This is a genomic window from Pedobacter sp. FW305-3-2-15-E-R2A2, assembly GCF_038446955.1.
In the GTDB taxonomy this organism is placed as follows: Bacteria; Bacteroidota; Bacteroidia; order Sphingobacteriales; family Sphingobacteriaceae; genus Pedobacter.
This window is the reverse complement of record NZ_CP151803.1, coordinates 3,316,977-3,340,035: the sequence shown is the minus strand read 5'-3', so window position 1 is coordinate 3,340,035 and position 23,059 is coordinate 3,316,977. Positions and strand designations below refer to the sequence as shown.

The window sequence follows — 23,059 nt, the reverse complement described above, 5'->3', positions numbered from 1 at the left end:
ATCGCTATTTAGTTAGATAGAAAAAGGGGCACGCATTACTGGATTAATCAATCTGTTTGCACCTTCATCATCAATAAACTCCTGTTTTACAGGATCAAACTTTAAGGAACGACCCAGTCTCAACGCCACCAATCCCATATTCACAATATTACACGAGCGATGTCCATTCTCTTCATTCAAAGCAAACTTTTGTCTGGTTTTCACAGAGGTTACAAAATCCGTCATTTGCGGCGCAGGGTCCGGGAATGCGGCCAGTTTCCTTTCCAGGTCTGGGATATCTGATTTAAACCCAGGATACAGTTTACCTTTAGGCCCTTCAATATAAGGGACATTGGTATCTTTTCCTTCGCCATCTAAAATGATCTGACAGCCATCTGCATAAGTATAAGTAATCCTTCTCCAGGTCCCAACTGCATCCGTATGTTGTTGCGGGGCATCTATTTCAACAGAAACCGGACTTGTATCATCCTTGCCTAAAAAGTATTGGATCGGGTCGATATAATGCTGTCCCATATCACTCAAACCACCGCCATCATAATCCCAATAACCACGGAAAGTCTGATGAACGCGGTGTTCATTGTACGGTTTGTAAGGTGCCGGGCCAAGCCATCTGTCGTAATCCAGTTCGGGTGGCACAGGCTGAGGAGCAAGATTGTCCTTCCCTACCCAATAAAACTTCCAGTCGTAACCCGTATGTTTACCTACAGTAACCTTTAACGGCCAACCCAATAAACCACTGTCCACCAATTTCTTAACTGGCTTTACAGTTGTACCCATTCCATAAAAAGTATCTTTAAATCTGAACCAGGTATTTAGACGGAACATGCTGCCATGTTTCTGAACGGCTTCCATCACGCGTTTACCTTCGCCGATGGTATGGGTCATCGGTTTTTCACACCAGATGTCTTTGCCTGCATTGGCTGCATCAACAGCCATAATGCCATGCCAGTGAGGTGGAGTGGCGATGTGTACAATATCTACTTCAGGTAATTTCAGCAATTCGCGGTAATCACTAAAAGTTTTAACGCCTTTATCCAACATTGATGCTGCTGTTGCAATATGTCTGGTATCCACGTCGCAGATGGCCACTACTTGTGTTCCATCGTAGCCAAAATGGCCACGGCCCATGGATCCTACTCCGATTACGGCTTTAGTTAGCCGGTCGCTGGGCGCTATAAAACCTGTACCGCCTAATACATAGCGTGGCACTATGGTGAAAGCCGCCAGTCCGACGGCTGTTTTTTTAATAAAATCTCTTCTGGTATTGGTTTCGTTTGTGTGTTTTGGTTCCATTGTTAATTAATTGGTGTTACGAAAAATTAAAATGTGGTTAGGTTGTTATGGTAAATAAAATATTGACTGCGGAAAACAAACTGTAAATAAGTCGGTTTGGTTTAGGAAATATAATGACATTTTTTATTTAAGTTTATCAATAAACTGATTTTTTTAATAAAAAAAATTAGTTTAATAAAATTTTCAATTAAGTTGACGAATCTTATCTTAATAAATACAATTAGCCAATGGATCTTTCCTTATTAAAAGACATCATATTATCAGAAAGTAAAAACGATAAGCACCTTACCCATAAATATAAAATATTAAAGCATCTCTTTTCTACAGGATCTTCCTCTATATCCGCACTATGTGATGCTGTAAGTCTGAGTACACCAAGTATGCTAAAGCTTTTAACAGATTTGCAGAATGTGGGTTGGATAGAAAAAAAAGGAAGTGGATTGTCTATTGGCGGACGCAGGCCGGATTTATACGCTTTAAAAAATGAAAAAGCACTGATCATCTGTGTTGATATTGAGCTGTTTAACACCAAAATAGCCATTTTGGATAACAACTGTAATTTTATGACTGAGGTGGCCACTGTTTCCCTTCCGATTTCTAAAAACAGAACTGATTTCTTTTCAATTTTACTTCCACACCTTCAGGCGCTGCAACAAACAGCCGCTATTGATCAAAATATGATCATTGGTTGTTATGTAGGCATGCCTGGATTGGTGAACACAGAACAAGGCGAGAACTACAGTTACCTGATCGATAACCAGGAAAACCATCCTCTGGTACAAGCTTTTGAAAAAGCCCTTAACTTACCGGTCATCATACAGAACGATATGGCCGGATCAGCCATTGCTGAATTTCGACATGGGCTTGCAAAGGGCAAAAAAAACGCACTGGTATTGCTCATGGATTGGGGTGTCGGATTGGGAATCATCATGGATGGCAAATTAAGAAGGGGTGCTACAGGTTTTGCCGGCGAATTCGGGCACATTCCTTTCATTGAAAACGGAGCGCTTTGTTACTGTGGAAAGCACGGTTGTTTAGAAACCATTGCCTCGGGTAATGCTTTATCGAAAACCGCTAAAGAAGGGCTTCTACAAGGTAAAAACTCGATGTTAAACGAGCTATCGAAAGAAGAACTGGAAAGGATTAAACCGGAAGCAATTATAAATGCAGCAAACAGAGGCGATCAATATGCCATACAGCTGTTGTCTAACGTTGGGGCCAATATGGGCAAGGGAATCTCTATATTGATTCAGTTATTTAATCCCGAACTTATTGTGTTAAGCGGACAGATTGCCAAAGCAAAGCAGTACATTACGTTGCCCATGCAGCAATCGATAAATACTTACTGTATGACGCAGATTAGAGAAAAAATGGTGATCGCATCTTCTGAGCTTGGCGAAAATTCCAGACTTTTAGGTTATGCGACCGACGGTATCGACCGGTTTTTAGAGGCCTATCTGCTCAAAACAAAAAAATTAAAGAAATAGACGCGCTTATATGAAACTCCATATCATCTTTATCATTCTCTTTTTTGCTACCTTACATCAAGCTGCAGCACAAGAGGGTTACAAGCAAAATTTAGCAGACCTGATCAGCATTAATTTCCCATCAAAACCAGCGGCCAATGACACTTTAGGTCAGCAAACATTCCACTATGCAGAGGCCAATGCGACCTATGTTGTGGTTATCATCGATTTATCAAAAAACAAGCACGTTGAACTAAAATCCAGCGAACTTGATGAATTCTATAAGGGAAATGTAAATGGGGTCCTTGAAGCATCGAAAGGAAAACTAATCAGCCAAAAGCCTTTTGAAATTGATGGACTTAAAGGCCTGGATATCGTCTACAAATCTTCATCGAATCCTCTTCTGCCTGACTTAAGATATAAAAGAATCTTATTCTTAAATGGTGTGATGCTGGCCATTGACTTCTGGACCCTTTCTGAAAATGAGTTAAAAACGAAGCCGGAAAGGGATAAATTCTTTAATTCCATTGCGATTATTGCCGATAAAACCAGTTTAGAACAGGGCGTTTCTGCAACTGGATTCGCAGCTTATCATATTGGTTATGTCGTTGGCAGTGTTGCGGCTTGGCTGGTTCTTCCAGGAATTGTTCTACTCATCATTTTGCTGATCAGAAGAAAAAGAAGGACACGAAGCTGATTACACCGGAATAAAAAGATGATGCCCGCCCTCAAAGCAAATACCCGATTTCGATCGGCTGGGAACTTCTTTGCCTGGGGAAGGATGCAATAGAATGCTTTGTCTATGGCAATAGCAGTGGATGAATGGGTGCCTATCTAATGAATAACCGTGGAGATCAGACTGGCTTTATGGCTTTTTCAAGAAGTCGATAATATATTTAACGGCCTCGGATTTGTTGCTGGCTGTAGATTTAAGTTCAAATCTTTTTACCCCGGAACTTCTCATCCAATCAGTCCAGATTAATTTCATAATTTCCATGTCTGTAGGATGCCTGGTAGCAGCACCTGCTCTAGAGAGCGAGCGGTCATACATTTCCAACACAATCACTTCCAGGTCTTTCAGAAAGGGATTTTTAGCGGGCTTAATCTTGAATTTGGGATTTCTAGATAAGAAAACATTCATGTCGTCTATATTCGATTTCAAAAATGCATTTCTAAAATCCTTCACTTTTGCTGCACTCAAATCATATCCCTTACCATAGATACCTGCCTCGATATAGCCATCGGTCATTAAAACCATTACATTTCGGAATTTATGCTTCAGCCTACCGCCGGTTGACAGGGCTGGTAACACGATCCGGTCGTCAATACCGGATTGAAAATAGGTCCAGATATCCGCTCCATTATTGGAGATTGCGGCTTTATTATTAAACTTCTGATACTCAGCCATAAACACAGACACATCCTGCTTCAAAGTACGTGGTACACTGTTTCTGGCTAAAATATAATTGATCCTGTCACTCTGTCTCTTAAATAACTGAAAATCAATCACCAATATGTCGGTATTGATTTTATACAAACCTATTAGTCCTTTGTTGATGAAATCAACGCTATACCGATCCAGTTGCCCCTCATCTCTCCCGATCCGTAAGATATCCGGCCATATTTTCCCCATTGCCCCCTGAACGATATCTGCATCATTAACAGCTTTTGGATATAGTTTCGGATTTAAACGGTTCGATAAATCCGGTGCAAAAATCAGGTTAAAATGAGTGATTTCATTTGGTTTCTGGGCAGACAACTTCGTTGCAGACAGCAACGCCAGGAGGCCTATTAAAATATATTTTCTCATCAGATTTTTATCCTTTTATCTATTTGTGTACTACTTATCTTTTCATTTTGCCAACGTACAGCTGTATCAAATGCCTCACGCGATTTTTCGATTGCTTTTAATACGGCATATTCCTCATGCAGGTAATCATTCCAACCCTCTAAGAAGATATTGATCCTGTCGTTAAGCGAATCGATGGAGATTGGAAGGTGATCATTCTCCACATGGCTTTTGTAAATGGTAGAAATATCTCTGATGTGTTGTTTTCCAGTAATCAGGTCTGTTTTTTTAATCTCTCTCAACAGATTTAATTTGTTGGGTATGGCTTCCAGCCTGGCTTCAGTTATTTTATACTGCGCATCCAGACCTATATTTATGGCTTCTATTGAATAAACATTCGCTTTAATCAGAAGAATTTTTTCTTCCTGCAATTTCACATCCTCATCCATCTGTTTAATGAGCAGGCTATTTTTTAAGGTGGCGATATCAGGATTGCGCTCTTCGAAGATTGATATCAATTTTTCAAAAGCGAATTTTAGCATGATTAAACCGGAAGCACCCAATAGAAATACCAGGTAAAAATTTGGATCGCCGAATGCCATGGTCATTTGCCATTTTTCATTTTCATATCCGCCATCGAATTTAGTTTCATAAATGGCAGCTGAAACTTTATAGGCTATTGCAACGTCAATAAAACCAATTCCAACGATAAACATCAGAACAGCAATCCACTGTTTCTTGGTAAACAGTTTAATCAACGCGCAAAAGATTGGAATACTCACAAACAGCAAAATAAAAATCACCCCTGCTACTCCCTTTGAGAAAGTTAAACTTAATGCTTTGGGATTGAATATCTCCATCGGAATACTATCCAGCCCAGCGGCTTTAGCTGCCTTTGAATCCTCAACAGCAAATAATAGAATATAACATGCAGAAGAATAAAAAATAAAAAGATAAGTGACCAGACTTATATTGGCAAAAACTACCGGAATAAACTCATACCATTTAAATTTTGGTGCAATGAAATTCCGCTGTGCATCGCGTATGCGCTCTTTAATCCCTGCCACCTCTTTTTCATGAAAGGTGATTTTATCTGTTTTAAGGCCCTGAATTTCCTGTTTATTTTTTTCGCTCTCTGACCTTAGGCTGATGAGGGTATTTTTTGCATTTAAAGTTTCGTTTTCAGATGCTGCTTCAGCCGTCTGTAATTGTAAATTCAGGTTTTCCTCGAAGGTATTAATGCTCTTCACTTCCTGCTCATCAATCTTTGTAATTAAACGTCTCTTCTTATCATCAACCACATCGATGTCATTAATGAAAACAGAATAAACCGTATCAAGAGACTTGGTGAGTACCTGGTGATCCCCATTATTAAATCTGGAACGCTCATACCCCTGCCCCCTCAGCATTTTACGGTCAAAGTTACCAATTTCAGCAGCTATCATAGAATCGAGTACCTTGGTAAATTCCAAAATGGCATGTTCTTTAGCGCTGTGATTTTCGATTTTTAATTCGACAGTGGAAAGTTCAGGGGGGCTGGGTACAACTGTTTCAGCCCGAGGCATCGAGGCTTTCTGGTTGATGTCGTTAAAGTTGGTAATTAAATTCGCTACCGTTTCTGCGTGATTGGTTACAATAATGCTTTCATGATTATTTTTCCTTGCATTTACTGACCAGTTGTAGGAACCATGAAGTGCAACCCGCTTGTCAATTACGCAAAACTTCTGATTCATCATCCCATATCCGACGTTTTTTATCCTGGTTACCGAAACGCCCAACAAAGCAAGTTCGTCGAAATCCAGTTTAAGATTCTCCTGATTGTCTGCTATAATCAGCGATATATTTATATTCTGGATGGCCTTACGTTTGATGATGTCAAATAACTCATCATCAGTAAACCAGGCAGTAGCAATTAAAATCTCGAATTCAGCTCCTTCGAGCTCTTCGACGATACGAGAAAAAATCTCTTTATTATTGTGCAATACCTGTTGATCAAGTTGAGCGTTTTCTGTAAGCATAATATTTAAGTTTTAAGCTATTTCAATCGTATAATTCTTGCCTGATAGTCTCTGAATGCAAGCCCAAATTCTTCGGTAGACTGATAGTCCCGAAACCGTTGCCAGTCGATCTTGATTATAAATTTGAGGCTGAGGCATGCTTGCCCTTTTTATCCCTACAGCGGTTGACATACCACCTTTGCTTAAGTTCAAATGAACTACCGGGATGATTTTTATTCGCTTATGAAAACTCCAGGTCATCTTTATATTTTTTTTGTTGAGCTTGTCAAAAGTATAGATGTTCAAATCTCTTTACTTACGGGAAACCGTAAAGCCATGAGCAATTTTTGAAATAATTTTGAAAATCAACAACTACACACCACATATGAAATCCAGACGATGCTTCAGGAGTTTTAAAAACCTCTTCTATTTTCGTCAATTAATGCTTTCCAAAAATGTTTGAGGATTATTTAAAAGCCATTCTTGCTGACTGCGAAAAGAAGAGAACTGATAAGACGCTTTCTCAAAATTTATCGAATCCAACACCTGGAGATTTTAGAAATGAATGTATTACTGTTTTTAGGGAAAGGCCGCTCAGTAATGACGATGAAGCATTAAGATTGTTCTTTGGTGCTGCAGATAAAGAGATCGGATTTGCCAGAAATATTGAAAATTCCAAGGCAGTTCAATATAAACAAATGCCAAAAATTCTCAAAGGAGACATCAGTAGCCCTAATCGGAAGTATATAGAGCTTTTAGCTTGGTTAGTAGATTTCAATCAAAGACCTTTTACAAAATATATCAGCCAGTCCGCCCCACCTGATATACCAAAGCCACCAATGCCCCCCAAGCCACCAATACGTAACGCCATCATTGTAAGTATTGGTCTTGTTCTTGTGGCGGGCACTTTTTTCTTCTGGAAAGATAAAACACCCAGTATGTTTAATGGCTTAGTTTCAACCCAAAAATGTATGTACTGGAAAGACGATCACTATGAGTCCATCGACTGCAATGAAAAGATCACTGACGCACCTGTCATTCCTTTAAATATTCGAAAATTAAACTATTTTAAAAAAATCACTTTACCTGATACACTCACTAAAAATTCATTGGGAAAAGTCTGGTACGTCAGAACAGGTAATTACCGGGAGTATTTTACAGATAGTGGAAGCCACCCTATAGATACTGTTAGAAAGCTAAGGCCACTATCAGCATATATATTATTTAAATACATCTCCTATTACAGGTACTTGCTAACGCTTTTGCTTTGGTCAATTTGCCTGGTCATTTTCATCGCCTTGTGTACCATTTCGTTAATCGCTTTCTGGAAAAAACGCAAAAGGGAAAATGCTGATTTTAACCAATCCAAAAATGCTGGCCTGGTTGCTACTTCTCCCTTTTCCACCAAATCAGAAAACCGGTAACCGGTAATCCCATAGCAATCAGTCCTGCAAAGAAAGCCAATATTTTCCCTGTCAGTCCCAAGGCACTGCCTGTATGAAGATCATAATTCATCGAAATGAGCTGTGCTCCTATCGCCTGCTTGTTAAACTCCAGCCCTTTTTGCAGCAACTTGCCACTGTAGCGATCAAAGCGGTACTGTACCCGATCGTATAGATTCATGTCGCTTTGGTAGGCGGAAACATTTACCGTTCCGCTTTTTGCAACGGGAAAATTATACAGGAAATAAGCCGTTTTCGGAGATGCTTTCAGTGCCTGATTCAAAATCAGGTCTGCCGGCATCATGTCGACTATCTTTGTGGTATCAGACAAGACCTTTGACTTCTTCTCTGTCGTCAGTTCAAAGGACCACATTAATCCCGTCAATGCAATGATCAATAAAACCAAAAGACTATAAAAGCCAAATACATTGTGTAAATCGTAGTTCAGGCGTTTGAACTTCGCATCCCATTTCACCTTAAAATTCTTCTTCAACTGCTTCCGTTTCCATTTCTTTGGCCACCACAACACCATACCCGACAGCAATAAAACAACAAAACAAACCACCGACCAGCGTATAATGAAATGCCCAACATTATCGCCCATCAACAGGTTCATGTGCAAGGCGAGTACCACGGTAAAAAACTCCCTTTTGGCATTTTCCTTAAATACCACTTGTCCGGTATAAGGATTCAGATAAACCTTATGATAATACTCGTAATAATTCCAATAACCAAAGGCCTTCCTGTTGAGCTTCATCGCCCGAAACATATACGTACGGCCCTTAGCCTGCGAAAGCTCCCCACGTGAAATTTTGCGGTCTTTACCCATTGCCTGTTCCGCTATTGGTAACAACTTGCTTAATGGCAATCTTGCAGCACCTGCCGGAGCCTCCACATATAACCTGTCTTGATACACCCATTCTTTGATTTCATCGCTGAAGGCGTAGATGGCACCGGTAAGTCCGAGTATAAACACCACCAGCCCGGAAAACAATCCGAGCCAGAGGTGTAAAAAGTGTGTGGTTTTCTTAAAATTTGAAAGTGGCATTTGCGGCGAAAGTTCTTGGCATTTGTGGGCTCAACACCCCTATTCCTGTAAAATATAGTTCGTCTGTTAAATTGTCAACTTTAAAGCCCAATCTGTATTTTGGTTTATCATAAAACACAGTTGCGGTTGCCATCACATAAGAAGGCAAAGTGAATACACCGGTGATTGCCGAATTCCCCGTTACATGTTTGCCAATATAATTTACTCCGGCACCGAGGCCAATGCCTTTCAGGTCCCCACGTGGAATGGCATAACTGATCCAGGAATTGATCAGGGTTGAGGGCCCTGCAAAAGCCGGGCGTCTTCCTTCAAGCGCAGGGGTTCCTTCAATCAGCTTGCTGTCGTTGTACGCATAACCCGCAATGACGTTCAAACCTTCAAATGGATTCGCAATCAGCTCGAGTTCTATTCCTTTACTTTTCTGAGTACCTCCCTGTAAGGTAACCGGATAATTTTTACCATTCACGCTAATGTCCTCTCTCCAGGTCATGTTGTTCACTTCAATATCGTATACGCTGGCAGTAAAACTTAATTTACCCTGGAACAGATCCATTTTCGCACCTCCCTCAAACTGATTGGATTGCTGTGGTTTGAAAGTTGAGGAAGCGCCTGAACCTTCTGGTTGTGTTACCGGGGCCACATTACTAAAGCCATTCATATAATTTCCAAATAACAAAATCCTGTCTTTCAGTACCTGGTAAACCAAGCCGAACTTTGGAGAGATCGCAGTTTGCATATACTGACCCGTATGCAGATTGGTATTGCGGTTAAAAACGCCTTTGTTCTGGAAGCGGTCTACCCTTAAGCTCAACATCGCCATTAACCGGTCAGTCAGGTTCAGCACATTGGAAGCATAAGCACCATAAATGTTATTTTCGCCATAGTTCCAGGTGCGGGGATCCTTACTTTTCGTCAGTCCGGCTTCTACTGCGGCGCGGTTGATCTTCGCATAATTTGCATCTGCAGGATTCGTCCCGTCTACGCTGTCAAACACAATATAAGGTGAACTGTTGTTACGAACCGTCTGGTTCAGGTAATCGAAACCAACCACCATTCTGTTACGCAAACCAAACAAGTTAAAATCGCCCGTAAAATTCTGTTGTAAATCTCTGGATGTATTCACAGAGTATTGCTTTGAGAGCGTCCGCTCCATCATATTGTCTTTTGCCGTACGTATAAACTGGTATTGGTAAAAGCCATCAGACTTACGGCTATTAATCGAATAAATGGTCTGTGAAGTCCATTGATCGGAAAGTTTATAAGTTATCTGTGACCTAAAATTCAGGGTCGGGTTTTTCATGGTCAGGTCATTATTGGTATAAGATCTGTTCCAGTTAAAATTCAGTTCGGATGGCGCTTTCGCTATATAATTACGTGTTCTGTTCAAAAAGATCACGGAAGGGCTTGTTCCTTCCAGCTGATAAAAGCCCGCATTCACACTGATGTTTAGTCTTTTGCTTGCACGGTATTCCAGCGAGGGGGCAAAAAATATCGACTTTCTGAAACCGGCATCCTGAAATGACTGTTGGTTCTGGTAAGCCGCATTCATCCTGAACAGCAATTTTTTATCTTTATCTACCGGATCTGCAGGCCCGTAGACGTCTGCACTAAGGCGTCTCAAGCCATAACTACCTGTAGTAAAGCTTACTTCTCCACCCAGTGTATCCACTGGCTTTTTAGTGACAATATTAATCAAGCCACCGAAAGAGACCACTGCTCCTCCAAACAAGGTGCCGGAAGGTCCCTTGATCAGCTCTACACGTTCAATGTTTGCGGGTTCAACTTCCCCATTAGTTTGTGCAGGAACACCATCCATTAATGCCGCCTCTGATCTGAAGCCACGCATACTGTAATAGGAAGCACCTTCACTATTGATCCCTCTGGAGCCTTGAACCTTATATACGCCCGGACTATTTTTCAGGGCCATACTGAACTCTGTCACCATTTGCTCTGTTAGCAGCGTCTTTGGAATGGTGGTATACACCTGCGGGTTTTCGAGGTTACCCAATGGCATCTTCGCAGAAGTAGTGGTTTTTTTTACAGAGAACTTATTGGTGCTCCCACCGTTAATCACCACTTCTTCCAATTGGTCATTGCTTTCTACCAGCACAAAATTCTGAGAAATTGTTTGTCCCGCAAGTACGGTTACTTCTTTTTGCTGAACGCCCAAACCAACAAAACTGGCAATCAAGGTATATTTACCAGCTTCAAGATCTTTCAGCAAGTAATTTCCTTTAGCATCTACCTGGGCGCTTTTTAAGCCCTTAATGCCTACCGTAACAAACTCAGCTGCTTTTCCGTCGCTCGTTTTAACCGTTCCTTTAACGCTGCCTTTGCCTCCGGAAGTCTGAATCGTTACCTGTGTCCCGCTCAGGCTAAGACCTTTAAGCTCCTGCCCCAACAAATCGGATAGTGCATCTTTTAGTGATTGCTGCCTGATATCCACATTCACTCTTCGTTGTGTATTTAACTGCGTACTACTATAGGAAAACTGTACACCTGTTTGATCTCCAAGCGCCTTTAATGCATCTCCCAGCGTTACATTCTTCAACTGTAGGCTCAACGTCTTTTCTAATAGCTGGTTTTGCTGCCCGTAACTGCTGTAGGGCAGGTATAAAATACTGCAAATAAAAAACAGAAATTTCAAGAATTGTTTCCTTCGGGTACATCTTTTGTACATACTTTTGTTTGTTGTTAAATTAATGATGAATTGATTTTTCGATAGCCCGGTATGAAGTTTGCAGACCGAAACCGGGTTTCTTTTTATAATTGGTTGGAGATGATCAATAGAGTGTAAATGTCTGTCCGTTTTGCTTGTAACTACATTTCACCGCAAACGCAAGACTCTTCAGCACCTGTTTCAATGCAGGATTTTTAAAACTACCGGTATAGCGTTCTTTAAGCAGGTCTTCCCTGCTAATGTTGATTTTTACGTTGTACCAACGCTCGAGGGTCCTGGCAGCCTCTTCAATGGTTAAATTGTCCATTAACAACTCTCCATTTTTCCAGGCCATATATTTGCCTGCGTACACCTCATCTGTTTGCATGGATGGCATCGTGCTTTTTGTTTCAAAAACACCTCTTTTATTAGCCGTTAAAATCAATTGCTGTTGATCCGGCGTTCCGGAAAACTGGATTTTACCTTCCTCAACGACTACCGTTGTCGCAGTTTCGGTTGCCATCGCCCTTAAGTTAAACTTCGTGCCCAGTACCTGTATTTTTGTTTTTTCTGTACGAATGATAAATGGCTTCGAGGCATCTTTAGCGACGCTGAAATAGGCTTCACCACTAAATTCCAATTCCCTTGAACGACCTTTAAAATTTTCCGGAAAGCGTAAAACACTTTCCGAATTTAACCAAACAACGGTCCCGTCGGCCAGACTTACACTCAGCTTCTGCCCTTTTTGCGTTTTGATCTCTTTATAAACCAAACGGCTATCCTGATGTCCATTGCTTAAATAATAGAAAGTCGCGGCACCAAAGATCAAGGTTATACAGGCCGCAAGCTGCCAGAACATTCGATAATTACGGGATTTGAAACCAGCGGCGACGGGATCAGGTTGCACATCGATGTGGTAACGGGAAGAAATTCGCTTCCAGCCTCTATCCCCAATGGTATTGATATCAGCATTTTCAGGAAAACTCATTTCCACGTCTTCAGCATCCAGCCATTGTTCAACAATACGCTGCTCCTCCAGGCTACATCTTCCCTGATGATAACGCTCAATAATTTCTTTAGTAATCTTCATAAGTACCGGGCTCCCCTATGTGCCCATATACCTTTAAGCCGGATAACCCGGGATTTCTCCTAGGTCGGTTTTCACAAAAAATGAGATTATTCTACAACTATCTGTATTCCTGTAGATTAATTCTCAAAAAACTAAGTGCTTTATACAAGTGATACTCCACAGTTTTTTCCGAGATCATCAATCTGGAAGCAATCGCTTTATTGTTCATACCCTGCTCCTGACTCAATCCGTATACTTCGCGGCAGCGGCATGGCAATTCGTCCAAGAGCGAATTCAGGTTGCCGTTCAGTTCATTAAACAACACCTGCTCTTCAGTACAATTCCTGGAATCGCATAAGTTTTGTAACGCACAATTGATGTGTTCACGGCGACTACTGCTGGTACGCAGATAATCGAAAGCCTCCAGTTTGGCTGCCCGGTTCAAATATTGCTCAACGGTAGTTCTAATGACGATTTTCTTTCTACGCTCCCAAAGGGATGCAAACAGATCCTGACTAATCTCCTCCGCAATTTCCTCATCCTGGGTATAATGAAAGATAATGCCAAACACACTTTTCCAGCAATTCCGGTAAGTTTGTTCAAAACCCAGCTCATCCATGTCATGGACGGTAAGGTGAAGGTGTTGATCCTGATTTGAAATAGGTGGAGGCACTTGATCAATTTTCCCCAAAGCTAACAATTAACTGGAATCAATCTAAATAATATTGATTTTATTTATAGCACTACAGAACTTTCTGCCGAATCATAAAATCTTAACCTGTACCAGCTATATTTACGAAATTCAGAATGAACTCTGGTCCTTACAGGTAATATGAAATCAGAAAACAGCAATATCAGGATAAGGTTGATTTATGCCTTATTCGTCCTTATCGTTATCGCTTTAGGCCTCCTATCCAGAAAAATTGCGATGATACCACTCCTTGTTGGCGACGTCTTATATGCGGTGATGATGTTTCTGATCATTTGCTTTCTGTTCCTCAGGCTAAGCTTTAAAAACATCGCATTGATCAGTTTATCGATATGTTACCTCATTGAATTCGGGCAGCTTTATACCGCTCCATGGATCGATCGCATCAGAGATACGACTTTCGGTGCATTGGTGCTGGGCCGTGGATTCCTCTGGAGCGACCTGGCTGCATACACGTTAGGGACAGGGATTTGTTTGTTTATATTTTATAAAGTTAAACCCTTTAACACGCTTATAATAAACAAATTATAAGCACTTTATCACTAAAACACTTTACCTGACAGCTGATGCATCTTTTAGCTGCCTCAGCATCCAGATTCCCGACGCATTTTTAGGATCGATCTTCAGGAGCTGCTCATAACTGGCAATGGCCATCTTCACATTTCCTGTCCGCCTGTACAGATCGGCTAAGTTTTCATAAGTCTCGGTTGAATTTGGATATACGGTCAGGTTAAACTTATACATTTTGATGGCATCGTCTGGCTTATTTGCTTTTCGCAATTCATTACCTGCATAAATAAGGCTAACTTCATCAAATACAAATTCACTCTTTTCTAATGTGCTAAGCTGACGGTATAAGGCAATCGCGGCATCCACTCCTTTACGTTTCGCTACTGAATTCAGGGTATCTAACAGCCTCCATTTATAGGTATAAGGTTTCAACGCAAAAGTTGAATCCAGGATGTGATAGGCGATATTTTTAATCTCGTTCTTCGAATTTGCCAACACCACAATTCCTCTGTTTTTTTTCTTGTCAATGGCTATAAGAGAACTATAACCGGCAGTCGAACCATCTTTGAGGAGTATTTCTTTGCCATCATGGTCAAATAGCGTCCAACCCAAAGTGATAAAGGCATCGTCGTTGCCCTTTCTGGTCTGCTTCCGATGGGACAATTCCATAGCCGGGTACAGATCCGTTTTGATCAGCCCTAAATTCGCGGATACAAATGTAAGCATATCGTTTACATTAGAGCGCAAAGCACCATTGCTGGCGACAGCCGGCATGTCCCAGCCCGAAACGGCTGCCCCATATTCGTTATGCCCTATCGCCATATTGCTTTTTAATGCCGGCGTAAGTGTAATGACCGTACTGTTCATTTTTAAAGGTGAAAATATCTGCTCCTTTACCAGACTTTCATAATCTTTGCCTGAGACATTTATCAAGACCTGCCCCAGTAGCGAATAACCAGTATTAGAATACTGAAATTGAGTACCAGGCACCCTATTGGGTTCAAACCTGGAAAGGTATTCATATAGTTGTCCAACTGTATAATCTGCATATGGATTTTCAAGATCTTTAGGCTCGTTATTATCCGGAAAACGTGGGAGCCCGGCAGTATGGGTAGCTAAATTTAAAAGGCTGATATCCCGCACATTTTTATCCAGCGGTTTTACATATTTCGGAAGGAATTTCAGCAAGGGATCACTGAGATCGAGCTTTTTCTTTAAACTCATATCGGCCAGCATTAATGAAGTAATAACTTTAGTTACAGAACCAATTTCGTACTCGGTGTTGCCGTCTGGCAAACGCCGGTCCTTATCGCTCAATACTCCTGCACTGATGATATGTCGCCCATTTGAATCAACAATTCCAACAATAATACTTTTGCTACGTTTGTGATCTATCTCTTTTTTTAGGATCGAATAAACACTATCTAAAGATATCTGACTGAATGCCATATCCGAATTCAGGAGGAGAAAAACACAGAAAGTGATAATTCTTAAAAATATTTTTGCGGCCATATCGATCGTTTCAATAAAAGACACAACAAGTTGACAAATGTTACATCACAAAAAAAACGCATTGAAAAATGCGCTTTTTTTTTCTAACCGATTAGCATAGGCTCCAGTCTTTGTTCAAAAATTCGTCCTCCCCGGGCTTCCTGTTTTTGTAGCCAATGGCTTCAGGAAACGAGGTTTTAGGCAAATGAACATGTACAATGGTATTCTCTTTGATGTCATCCAGCTGAGCCAGTACAGTTTCCAAAGCCTCCATGTCTGTCACTTCAAATCCCCGTCCGCCAAAAACATCAACGAGTTTTGCGTACTTCCAGGGATGCATTTCGTTATAAGCATAAACCTCATTCAAATCGGGCAGGCTATAGTCGATTTTATCTTTACCACGGAAAGGGTTCGGGTTTACCAATAACTGCTCAATACCATAGATCTCATTGTCCAGCACAAACACAATAGTATTGTGTTTTAATTTATTCTGAGTGGATATTGCCTGACAAGTCTCCTGAAAAGCACCATCTCCAACAAAAACAACCGCTCTTTTATCTGGCCTCGCGCATTTAACGCCAGTGGCCGCAGGCACCGAATAGCCGATGGAAAGCCAGGAAGCCTGGGCAACAAACCCATTGGCTTCGGAAATACGGATGCCCTGACAGCCCAATAAAGGGAAGCCTGCATCTGCCACCACAATGTGCCTTTTATCGATGAAGGTATTCATTCTCGCGAAAAACAGGTCGTAAGTAATGGCTGTTTTTTCATTTTCTGTTTCCGGAACATCAGCCACAAAAAATGAATCAGACAACAGCGCCGGCCCGTACATTTGATAAGCCTCAAACCTTACTTTCGTCAGCTCCTCTTTCAAATGGTATATAAAGTCTTTGAGCGATACGTTTGGTTCATAAGAAGGTCCAATTCTTACCCCGCTGTGATTTGCAAGAACCGTATCATCTTTCCAAACATCAAAGCCTCCCAGATTTTTCCCTGTAGTCCATACCCCAAGTCCGATTTTTACTTCTGCCTTTTCAAACCGCTCTTTCACATCCTTCGGCGAAGCATTCCCGTTAAAAACACCTTTAAACTTAGGATGATCTTCAGACACGATTGATTTTCCCAATATTGAGGTGACAAATTCAGTATCTGTGGTCTCAATTAAGTCCAGGAATTCCTGCTGCAGACCATAGCGCTGGATCTCGATACCACCCCAAAAGATAATCTTTTTTCCGGCAGCCGATGCAGCTACACTTTTAGCCGCTTTAAGCGCATTTTCTTTACAACCTTTAAAGGATTCTTTAATTAAAGTTGCCACAGGTGCCTGGCATTTCATCCGCCAGACATCTTCAAAAACCTCCAGATAAACCGGCTTTCCATACAAGATACAAGCGTTCAATATCGAATCAATTTTGTAAGGGGCATCTGCGGCACTGGTTACCTGTTCTGCAGCTACAGTTACATTTCTATACACATTGATATTGCTGTACATATCACCTGTCATGTGTGAAGACAACATTCCCTGTGCGATATTCTTAAGTTGATCGCTATTGGTTGGCGCACCATTGATGACCAACACCGGACAGTGCTCCACATAAGAACCAGCTACAGAATTGAGTAAAGTAAAAGCACCCACGCCATAGGTAACCGCAACAGCGCCAAATCCATTCAGCCTTGCATAAGCATCGGTGCAATGACCTGCATTTATTTCATTGGTATCATTGATCACCTGAATTTTTGCCTGTTTATCTTCCAGGATCGTATTTAAAAATGGTGCGGTATAATTACCCGCTATCCCAAATAAATGACGAAGGCCCATTTGCTCCAGTCTGATCTGCAGGTATCTCGCGACCGTTATTTGTGTCTCTTCCATACTAGCGCGGATTATTTAAACTGGCCATATCTTCGTTTACTTCAAGCGCAGCACGAATGCCCGATTCAATTGCACCTTCAATCCAGGCATGTTTAAGTGAGGTATGTTCTCCGGCAAAATGCGCCTTTCCCTCCCATTCAGTCGAGATGATGTGTTTCTGTAACAGATGCAATTGACCCGGATTGAAAATTGCGGCCTCTCCATAGGCATATGGATCACGCATCCAGCTTTGTGTAGCCGCACCAATTCTGCCTTCCGCTCCTTTTTTGTTTTTGGTGGATGAAGTGATCACGGCAAGATTCATAATCCGCTCACGTTCCTGCTCATCATCGGTATGCATGATCGCCAGGTTTTTAAGCGCATAAAAATACCGGTCGTCATCGTCCATAGAATCCCAGCGGCTCGCTTCATCAGACCAGCAATAAGAGGCCAGAATCACCCCATGCTTTTCGTCTGCAATGTCCTGACTCGGATAGTATACGAAGCGGTTAGAAAAGTCGGTGATGGTTCCTCCACCCACAATATTATAAGGTGCTTTCTGCCACCATTTCTCCCTGAATTCTAGCAATATTTTAGTAGCGGAATCGTAATGAAGTTCCCGGATTGCTTTGCGTTTTAACTGCGAAAATCCCGGAGTAACATATACATGTCTCAGTGCTGAAAAAGGTATGGTAACAATCACTTCATCAAATTCCAGGTCGGTAACCGGAGTTTTTAAGGCTTTGAAGCCGGCCTTTTCATAGAATGCAAAGTCTCTTTCCACTTCAATATCTACACCTATTTTGATTTTTCCTGTTTTTGGAACCTGCTTCAGACTGGTTACCCTACAATCAAAATAAGTATTGTCTTCCAGCTCATGTGCCTTAAAAAATTCCGTTGGCAAGAGATCCGAGCCTCCTACAATTTCGACAAAGCGTGTGCTGTCTTTAATGATATTGGATTCAATAAAGCTTTGAATAAAATCATATGCCATCCTTGATTCCAGGTTTTGTAAAACACCAATCATCTCAATCGCATTGTCAGAGTATAAAGTCTGCTCCACGAGGAAGCGACGCATGGAATACTCTCCAAAGCGTTCAATAAGCAATGGCCAGTTTTTCTCCGGATCCTGAGCAATAAATGCTTTCAAAGGATTCATGATATTGGCCAGTAAAACGTCGGCACGCTGGTTTTCGTACAGATTCTGTTCGCTCGTCTCCAGGTTATAATCCAGCAATTCGTTAATGTTCGCCTTATCTTTAAAATAGACGTTCTGAACCACCCTTCTGTAATTCACATATAAAAGGGAATTTCTGGTGATTTTTGGAAAGGGATTTTTAGGATCCTTCTGATGGGCAATGGCTTCGTCTTTATCAACGGCGAGATAATAAAATGGCTGCGTTTTCAGTTTAAGCTTGTCAATGTATTTCAATACCATTTGATGAATGGTAGGAATACGCATCGCCCCTGCTTCGGCATATACCTTATCACTTTCAAAATATTTCTTGTCTTTTGTATTCCTGAATGTTTTGATTCTCCCGCCTACACGGGTATTTGATTCGACAATTGTTACCGTATGGCCAGCTTCTTTTAGCATGCTTGCGGACACCATACCGGCCATTCCGGCACCAATGATTAAGACGTTTTTGGGATTTCGGGTTTTCGGGATACCGTTGTCAATAAATTTCAGGTATTCCTGGATGATCGGATCATTGTCCTCATCCAGCAAACCATGCAGGTAATTTTCCATAAATCTTATGAGATTAAGAGCGTTAATAAATATGTGAGTGTTAATGCGAAATAAATATAGGAAATTATCGGTATTGGCAAGTTATTTTTTATAAATACTGATAACTATCAACATTGGGCGAAACAGGAGAAGTTTAATATCGTTTAATTTCCAAATCGACTTCTTCGTTAAACAAGTCAATAGATTCGCTCAGATCTGCAAATTTGTTAAATACCAGGACGCCTTTATTTTCAAGTTCAGCGCTATCGGTGCCATCATTCATTCTAAATACACAGAAATCTTCCTCCATGGCTAAATCAAGACCAATATCACTTTTATCAACAATTGCGCATTCCGCGGGCTCAAAGCCCATAGACATCACTGCATGAAAGAAAATCAGCGCGCCGTATGCACTACCTGGCAATTGCCCGGAACTGCTAAAAATCCGGTCTTCTCTAAAAAAAGTAAGCAACCCTGCTGTATTCAACAGCTGTGAGATACTGGTTCTCGGTCGAATTGAAACGACACAATAAGGTAAATCTAAACTCATGAGTACGTCTTTAACATCGGACGACTGAATTAATTCATCAAGGTTAAATATGATGCACTTTATTTTTGATGTCAAAAGCGAATTCTTCATGTTCTTTTATGCGGTAAGTGATCGCAACTGATCAGCCACCTTCCAGCTTTTGTGCCATGAAAGACAAAAAACATAAACACATCTACAGCAGTCAATTACAAATAACCAGGTACAGCACATGTTCGATACCGAACATGTGCTGTACAATGATGAACAGTTAGTTTAATAAACAAAACATTTAAACCAATTGCGGCTCTTCCCATGAAGCAAAGTGACCGATAACCAAATGGTTCAGCTGGACTAAGCCGATGTTGAGTTTGTCATTTGCGACCTTGAATTTTCAGATTAAGGAAATGAAGCAATGGATCCATAAAGTTGCGGAGTGATGGTTAAAGGCTCATTCCCCCATCCATCAGAAATTCTGCACCTGTAATGAAAGACGAGGCTTCGCCAGACAGCTGAACCACCATCTTTCCGACATCGCCGGCCCTTCCCATTTGCTGCAAAGGAACCCGTCCGATGATCCATTCTTTCAGGCCCTCAAGCTGCTCTTCTGTAAGTCCTTGTTTGTTCAGGATTTCTGTGGCTATCGGACCTGGGCTTACCGCATTTACCCTGATCCTACGCGGCGCCAACTCCACCGCAGCAATCTTCATCACCGAATTAAGCGCAGCTTTAGTGGAAGAATAAATGGAGGAGTTTGCGGCGCTCATGCTTGCCGTATTGGAAGACAAAAACACGACTGATGAACCATCATTCAGAAGGGGAATAAAACGACTAAGCGTGAAATAAGCGCCCTTAAAATTAACCCCGATCACGCTGTCGAAGGTTTCTTCGGTCGCTTCAGCAATGGCCCCACCTCCCAATATTCCAGCATTGATGAACAGAATGTCCACTTTTCCGAATTCATCTTTTACCCTTTCCACCAGGTGCTCAATGTCTGCCAGGCTTGACTGATCTGCCACAAAACCGGTAACCCCAAGTTCCCGGGCCGCAGTTTCAATGGCCTCCTTACGCCTTCCGGTAATGATCACCTTTGCTCCTGCTGCTTTTAATTCTACTGCTGTGGCATATCCGATGCCACTGTTACCACCGGTAACCACAGCTACTTTGTTTTTTAAAGTTTCCATTATAATTTTATTTATTCTGTGTGCAAAGCTATAAGGGAAATGGTATAACTTTGTAACCAGTATAACCGATGATACCAAATGGAAGACAAAAAGAGGCTCAAAATGATCAAGGAGGTACTTTCTAATCCTCGCAATCAACAGGAAGAGGTACAGGCCCTTCAGGATACGATCTATGTACTTGGCGGAAAATGGAAGTTACCCATCATTAATTCCCTTTGTAATGGCAACAGCAGATTCAGGGAAATTGAACGCAGCATCCCGGGTATCACCACCAGAATGCTTTCACGTGAGTTGAAAGATATGGAAGCCAACCAGCTGATCAAAAGAACCGTGGATCCCGACATTCCTTCCATGATCGCTTATTCCCCTACTGATTATTGCCGTTCTTTTGGAGATATTATCCTGGAAATGATCAAATGGGGCAAGGCCCATAGGGAGCTGATCAAAAGCAGCTAATTTTTCAGGGAGCGATATGTCCGGTTGACAGCTCAGAGGGTCTGCTTCAACCCGATATTGATTTCTATGGCAGTGTCCTGATGGTAGTTTTGTCCTGTCAGATGATTAAAACATCTGAATTACAGACCATAAAACAAAGACATCAGCATGGAATATCAACCAAACTTAGGTCGCCGTCGCTTTCTGAGCATTGCGTCCATCACTATTGCAGCAGCCGGGCTTGGCAATGCCGGCATTTTAAAGGCGGCCCAGACAAAAACCAAAGCGACCTTAAACGGAGCTCAGCTACATACCTTTGACAAAATCAAACAGGTAAAAGCGGGTGTGCTTGATGTGGGCTACGCAGAGCTGGGCCCGGAAAACGGCCGTACAGTTATTCTCCTTCATGGCTGGCCATACGACATTCATAGTTTTGCTGTATCTGCAGATATCCTGGCAAAAAAGGGCTTTAGGGTCATTGTACCACACCTGCGTGGCCATGGCAGCACGACATTCCTTTCTTCAGAAAGCCCCCGTAACGGACAGCAATCTGCCTTAGCACTGGATGTGATTGCATTGATGGATGCATTGAAAATCAATAAAGCCATTATCGGAGGTTTTGACTGGGGAGCCCGCACGGCCTGTATTGTAGCTGCATTGTGGCCGGAACGCTGTGAAGCACTGGTCTCCGTAAGTGGTTATCTGATTGGCAGTCAAAAGGCCAACGAGATGCCATTATCACCTAAAGCGGAACAAGCCTGGTGGTACCAGTTCTATTTTGCAACCGAGCGCGGTCGTATGGGTTATGAGGCAAACTGGCATGATTTTGCAAAGTTAATCTGGCAAACTGCTTCACCAAAATGGCAATTTGAAGACACCACATTTGAACGCTCTGCAGCATCACTCAACCACCCGGACCATGTAGCCATTGTGGTTCATAATTATCGCTGGCGACTAGGCCTTGCGGAGGGAGAACCGCAATACGATGCACTCGAAAAACAACTGGCTGCCGCTCCTGCCATCACCGTTCCGGCAATCACGCTTGAAGGAGATGCCAATGGCGCCCCACATCCGGAGCCCTCGACTTATGCTGTAAAGTTCAAAGGTCGCTACAGTCACCATAACCTTAGCGGAAGTATTGGACATAACCTGCCACAAGAAGCTCCGCAAGCCTTTTCAGATGCCATCATTGAAGTTTCAAACTGGACAAAATAATCAATTATCATAAATTTTAAATAAAATCAAAAAAACAATTATATACATATGAAAACTCAAACAGTAATCACCTCAGCAGGTGCAGCAACAATCACTAAAGTTTTATACACAGGAAAAGTACACGTTACCGGAGGTCGCGAAGGACAAGCGAAAAGTACTGATGGCCGATTGGAAATCAACCTTTCCAGCCCTGGAACCTCAGGTACGGGCACCAACCCGGAGCAGTTATTTGCTGCAGGATGGTCTGCCTGTTTCATCGGAGCAATGAAGATCAATGCTGCCAGTTTAAAAATAACCCTACCTGCAGAAACCTCAGTAAATGCCGAGGTAGATCTGGCAAGCGGCGACGACGGTTATTCACTGCAGGCAAGACTAGAGGTTAATTTACCTGGACTCAGCGCAGAACAAGCCAAAGCAGTGGTTGAAGCGGCTCATCAGACCTGCCCATATTCAAAAGCCACACGTGGCAATATCGGTGTAGAGATCAGCATTGCCATTTAATCCTCATTCAGCGGACGCGTAAAACAAAGAGAAGTCCGGACATCCTCCACTTCTCTTTGCGCGCTCAAGATCTTTTCTCTTGATCACAATATTTATCAATACATTAGATGATCGTTATCGTTTAGAACGACCATTGAAGTAAAA

19 protein-coding genes are annotated in these 23,059 nt (G+C 41.9%); 7 read left to right on the top strand and 12 right to left on the bottom strand.

Annotated elements, in window-relative coordinates:
* Positions 1 to 12: 12 nt before the first annotated feature.
* On the bottom strand, positions 13 to 1,293 hold the full coding sequence (locus tag AAFF35_RS13215; RefSeq protein WP_342332986.1) for a Gfo/Idh/MocA family oxidoreductase: 1,281 nt from the start codon (positions 1,291 to 1,293) through the stop codon (positions 13 to 15).
* Positions 1,294 to 1,520: 227 nt separating this feature from the next.
* On the opposite strand from AAFF35_RS13215, the gene AAFF35_RS13210 reads away from it, so the two are divergent.
* Together AAFF35_RS13210 and AAFF35_RS13205 are read left to right on the top strand one after the other, a co-directional pair.
* A complete protein-coding gene (locus AAFF35_RS13210; RefSeq protein ID WP_342332985.1) occupies positions 1,521 to 2,780 on the top strand; it encodes an ROK family protein in 1,260 nt (419 codons plus the stop codon).
* A gap of 10 nt (positions 2,781 to 2,790) precedes the next feature.
* The gene (locus AAFF35_RS13205) at positions 2,791 to 3,456 is read left to right on the top strand and encodes a hypothetical protein (protein ID WP_342332984.1); all 666 of its coding nucleotides are present in this window, start codon (positions 2,791 to 2,793) and stop codon (positions 3,454 to 3,456) included.
* Between the two features lie 168 nt (positions 3,457 to 3,624).
* Here AAFF35_RS13205 and AAFF35_RS13200 read toward each other — a convergent pair whose 3' ends face one another.
* Both AAFF35_RS13200 and AAFF35_RS13195 read right to left on the bottom strand, forming a co-directional pair.
* Positions 3,625 to 4,569 (bottom strand): hypothetical protein, encoded by a 945-nt coding sequence (locus AAFF35_RS13200; protein ID WP_342332983.1) that lies wholly within the window; start codon positions 4,567 to 4,569, stop codon positions 3,625 to 3,627.
* A complete protein-coding gene (locus AAFF35_RS13195) occupies positions 4,569 to 6,566 on the bottom strand; it encodes a phospholipase D-like domain-containing protein (RefSeq protein ID WP_342332982.1) in 1,998 nt (665 codons plus the stop codon). Before AAFF35_RS13195 ends, AAFF35_RS13200 begins: the two co-directional genes overlap by 1 nt.
* A gap of 434 nt (positions 6,567 to 7,000) precedes the next feature.
* Here AAFF35_RS13195 and AAFF35_RS13190 point away from each other — a divergent pair, with 434 nt between their 5' ends.
* Positions 7,001 to 7,969 (top strand): hypothetical protein, encoded by a 969-nt coding sequence (locus tag AAFF35_RS13190; protein ID WP_342332981.1) that lies wholly within the window; start codon positions 7,001 to 7,003, stop codon positions 7,967 to 7,969.
* Here AAFF35_RS13190 and AAFF35_RS13185 read toward each other — a convergent pair.
* From AAFF35_RS13185 to AAFF35_RS13170, 4 genes are all read right to left on the bottom strand, one after another.
* Positions 7,932 to 9,035: a PepSY-associated TM helix domain-containing protein gene (locus AAFF35_RS13185; protein WP_342332980.1), complete on the bottom strand. Its 1,104-nt coding sequence runs from the start codon at positions 9,033 to 9,035 to the stop codon at positions 7,932 to 7,934. The two genes, AAFF35_RS13190 and AAFF35_RS13185, sit on opposite strands and share 38 nt — an antisense overlap.
* Positions 9,016 to 11,682 carry a TonB-dependent receptor gene (locus AAFF35_RS13180; protein WP_342332979.1) on the bottom strand — a complete coding sequence of 889 codons (2,667 nt, stop codon included), beginning with the start codon at positions 11,680 to 11,682 and terminating at the stop codon, positions 9,016 to 9,018. Before AAFF35_RS13180 ends, AAFF35_RS13185 begins: the two co-directional genes overlap by 20 nt.
* A gap of 136 nt (positions 11,683 to 11,818) precedes the next feature.
* The gene (locus tag AAFF35_RS13175; protein ID WP_342332978.1) at positions 11,819 to 12,784 is read right to left on the bottom strand and encodes a FecR domain-containing protein; all 966 of its coding nucleotides are present in this window, start codon (positions 12,782 to 12,784) and stop codon (positions 11,819 to 11,821) included.
* Between the two features lie 97 nt (positions 12,785 to 12,881).
* Positions 12,882 to 13,454, bottom strand: coding sequence for an RNA polymerase sigma-70 factor (locus tag AAFF35_RS13170; protein WP_342332977.1), 573 nt, complete (start codon positions 13,452 to 13,454; stop codon positions 12,882 to 12,884).
* A 141-nt stretch (positions 13,455 to 13,595) separates the two neighbouring features.
* On the opposite strand from AAFF35_RS13170, the gene AAFF35_RS13165 reads away from it, so the two are divergent.
* Positions 13,596 to 14,003, top strand: a complete 408-nt coding sequence (locus AAFF35_RS13165) for a DUF2809 domain-containing protein (RefSeq protein ID WP_342332976.1) — start codon at positions 13,596 to 13,598, stop codon at positions 14,001 to 14,003.
* Between the two features lie 21 nt (positions 14,004 to 14,024).
* Here AAFF35_RS13165 and AAFF35_RS13160 read toward each other — a convergent pair whose 3' ends face one another.
* The 5 genes from AAFF35_RS13160 to AAFF35_RS13140 form a co-directional block, all read right to left on the bottom strand.
* A complete protein-coding gene (locus AAFF35_RS13160) occupies positions 14,025 to 15,494 on the bottom strand; it encodes a serine hydrolase (protein WP_342332975.1) in 1,470 nt (489 codons plus the stop codon).
* 91 nt (positions 15,495 to 15,585) lie between these two features.
* Positions 15,586 to 17,346: a thiamine pyrophosphate-dependent enzyme gene (locus AAFF35_RS13155; protein WP_342332974.1), complete on the bottom strand. Its 1,761-nt coding sequence runs from the start codon at positions 17,344 to 17,346 to the stop codon at positions 15,586 to 15,588.
* Position 17,347: 1 nt separating this feature from the next.
* A complete protein-coding gene (locus tag AAFF35_RS13150; RefSeq protein WP_342332973.1) occupies positions 17,348 to 19,075 on the bottom strand; it encodes an FAD-dependent oxidoreductase in 1,728 nt (575 codons plus the stop codon).
* Between the two features lie 133 nt (positions 19,076 to 19,208).
* On the bottom strand, positions 19,209 to 19,604 hold the full coding sequence (locus tag AAFF35_RS13145; RefSeq protein ID WP_342332972.1) for a hypothetical protein: 396 nt from the start codon (positions 19,602 to 19,604) through the stop codon (positions 19,209 to 19,211).
* Between the two features lie 419 nt (positions 19,605 to 20,023).
* On the bottom strand, positions 20,024 to 20,764 hold the full coding sequence (locus AAFF35_RS13140) for an SDR family oxidoreductase (RefSeq protein WP_342332971.1): 741 nt from the start codon (positions 20,762 to 20,764) through the stop codon (positions 20,024 to 20,026).
* Between the two features lie 102 nt (positions 20,765 to 20,866).
* Between AAFF35_RS13140 and AAFF35_RS13135 the strand changes: the two genes are divergently transcribed.
* The 3 genes from AAFF35_RS13135 (at position 20,867) to AAFF35_RS13125 (ending at position 22,915) form a co-directional block, all read left to right on the top strand.
* Positions 20,867 to 21,220, top strand: a complete 354-nt coding sequence (locus AAFF35_RS13135; protein ID WP_342332970.1) for a helix-turn-helix domain-containing protein — start codon at positions 20,867 to 20,869, stop codon at positions 21,218 to 21,220.
* 147 nt (positions 21,221 to 21,367) lie between these two features.
* The gene (locus AAFF35_RS13130) at positions 21,368 to 22,414 is read left to right on the top strand and encodes an alpha/beta hydrolase (protein WP_342332969.1); all 1,047 of its coding nucleotides are present in this window, start codon (positions 21,368 to 21,370) and stop codon (positions 22,412 to 22,414) included.
* A 48-nt stretch (positions 22,415 to 22,462) separates the two neighbouring features.
* Complete coding sequence (locus AAFF35_RS13125) at positions 22,463 to 22,915, top strand: organic hydroperoxide resistance protein (RefSeq protein ID WP_342332968.1); 453 nt, start codon at positions 22,463 to 22,465, stop codon at positions 22,913 to 22,915.
* Positions 22,916 to 23,059: the final 144 nt, after the last annotated feature.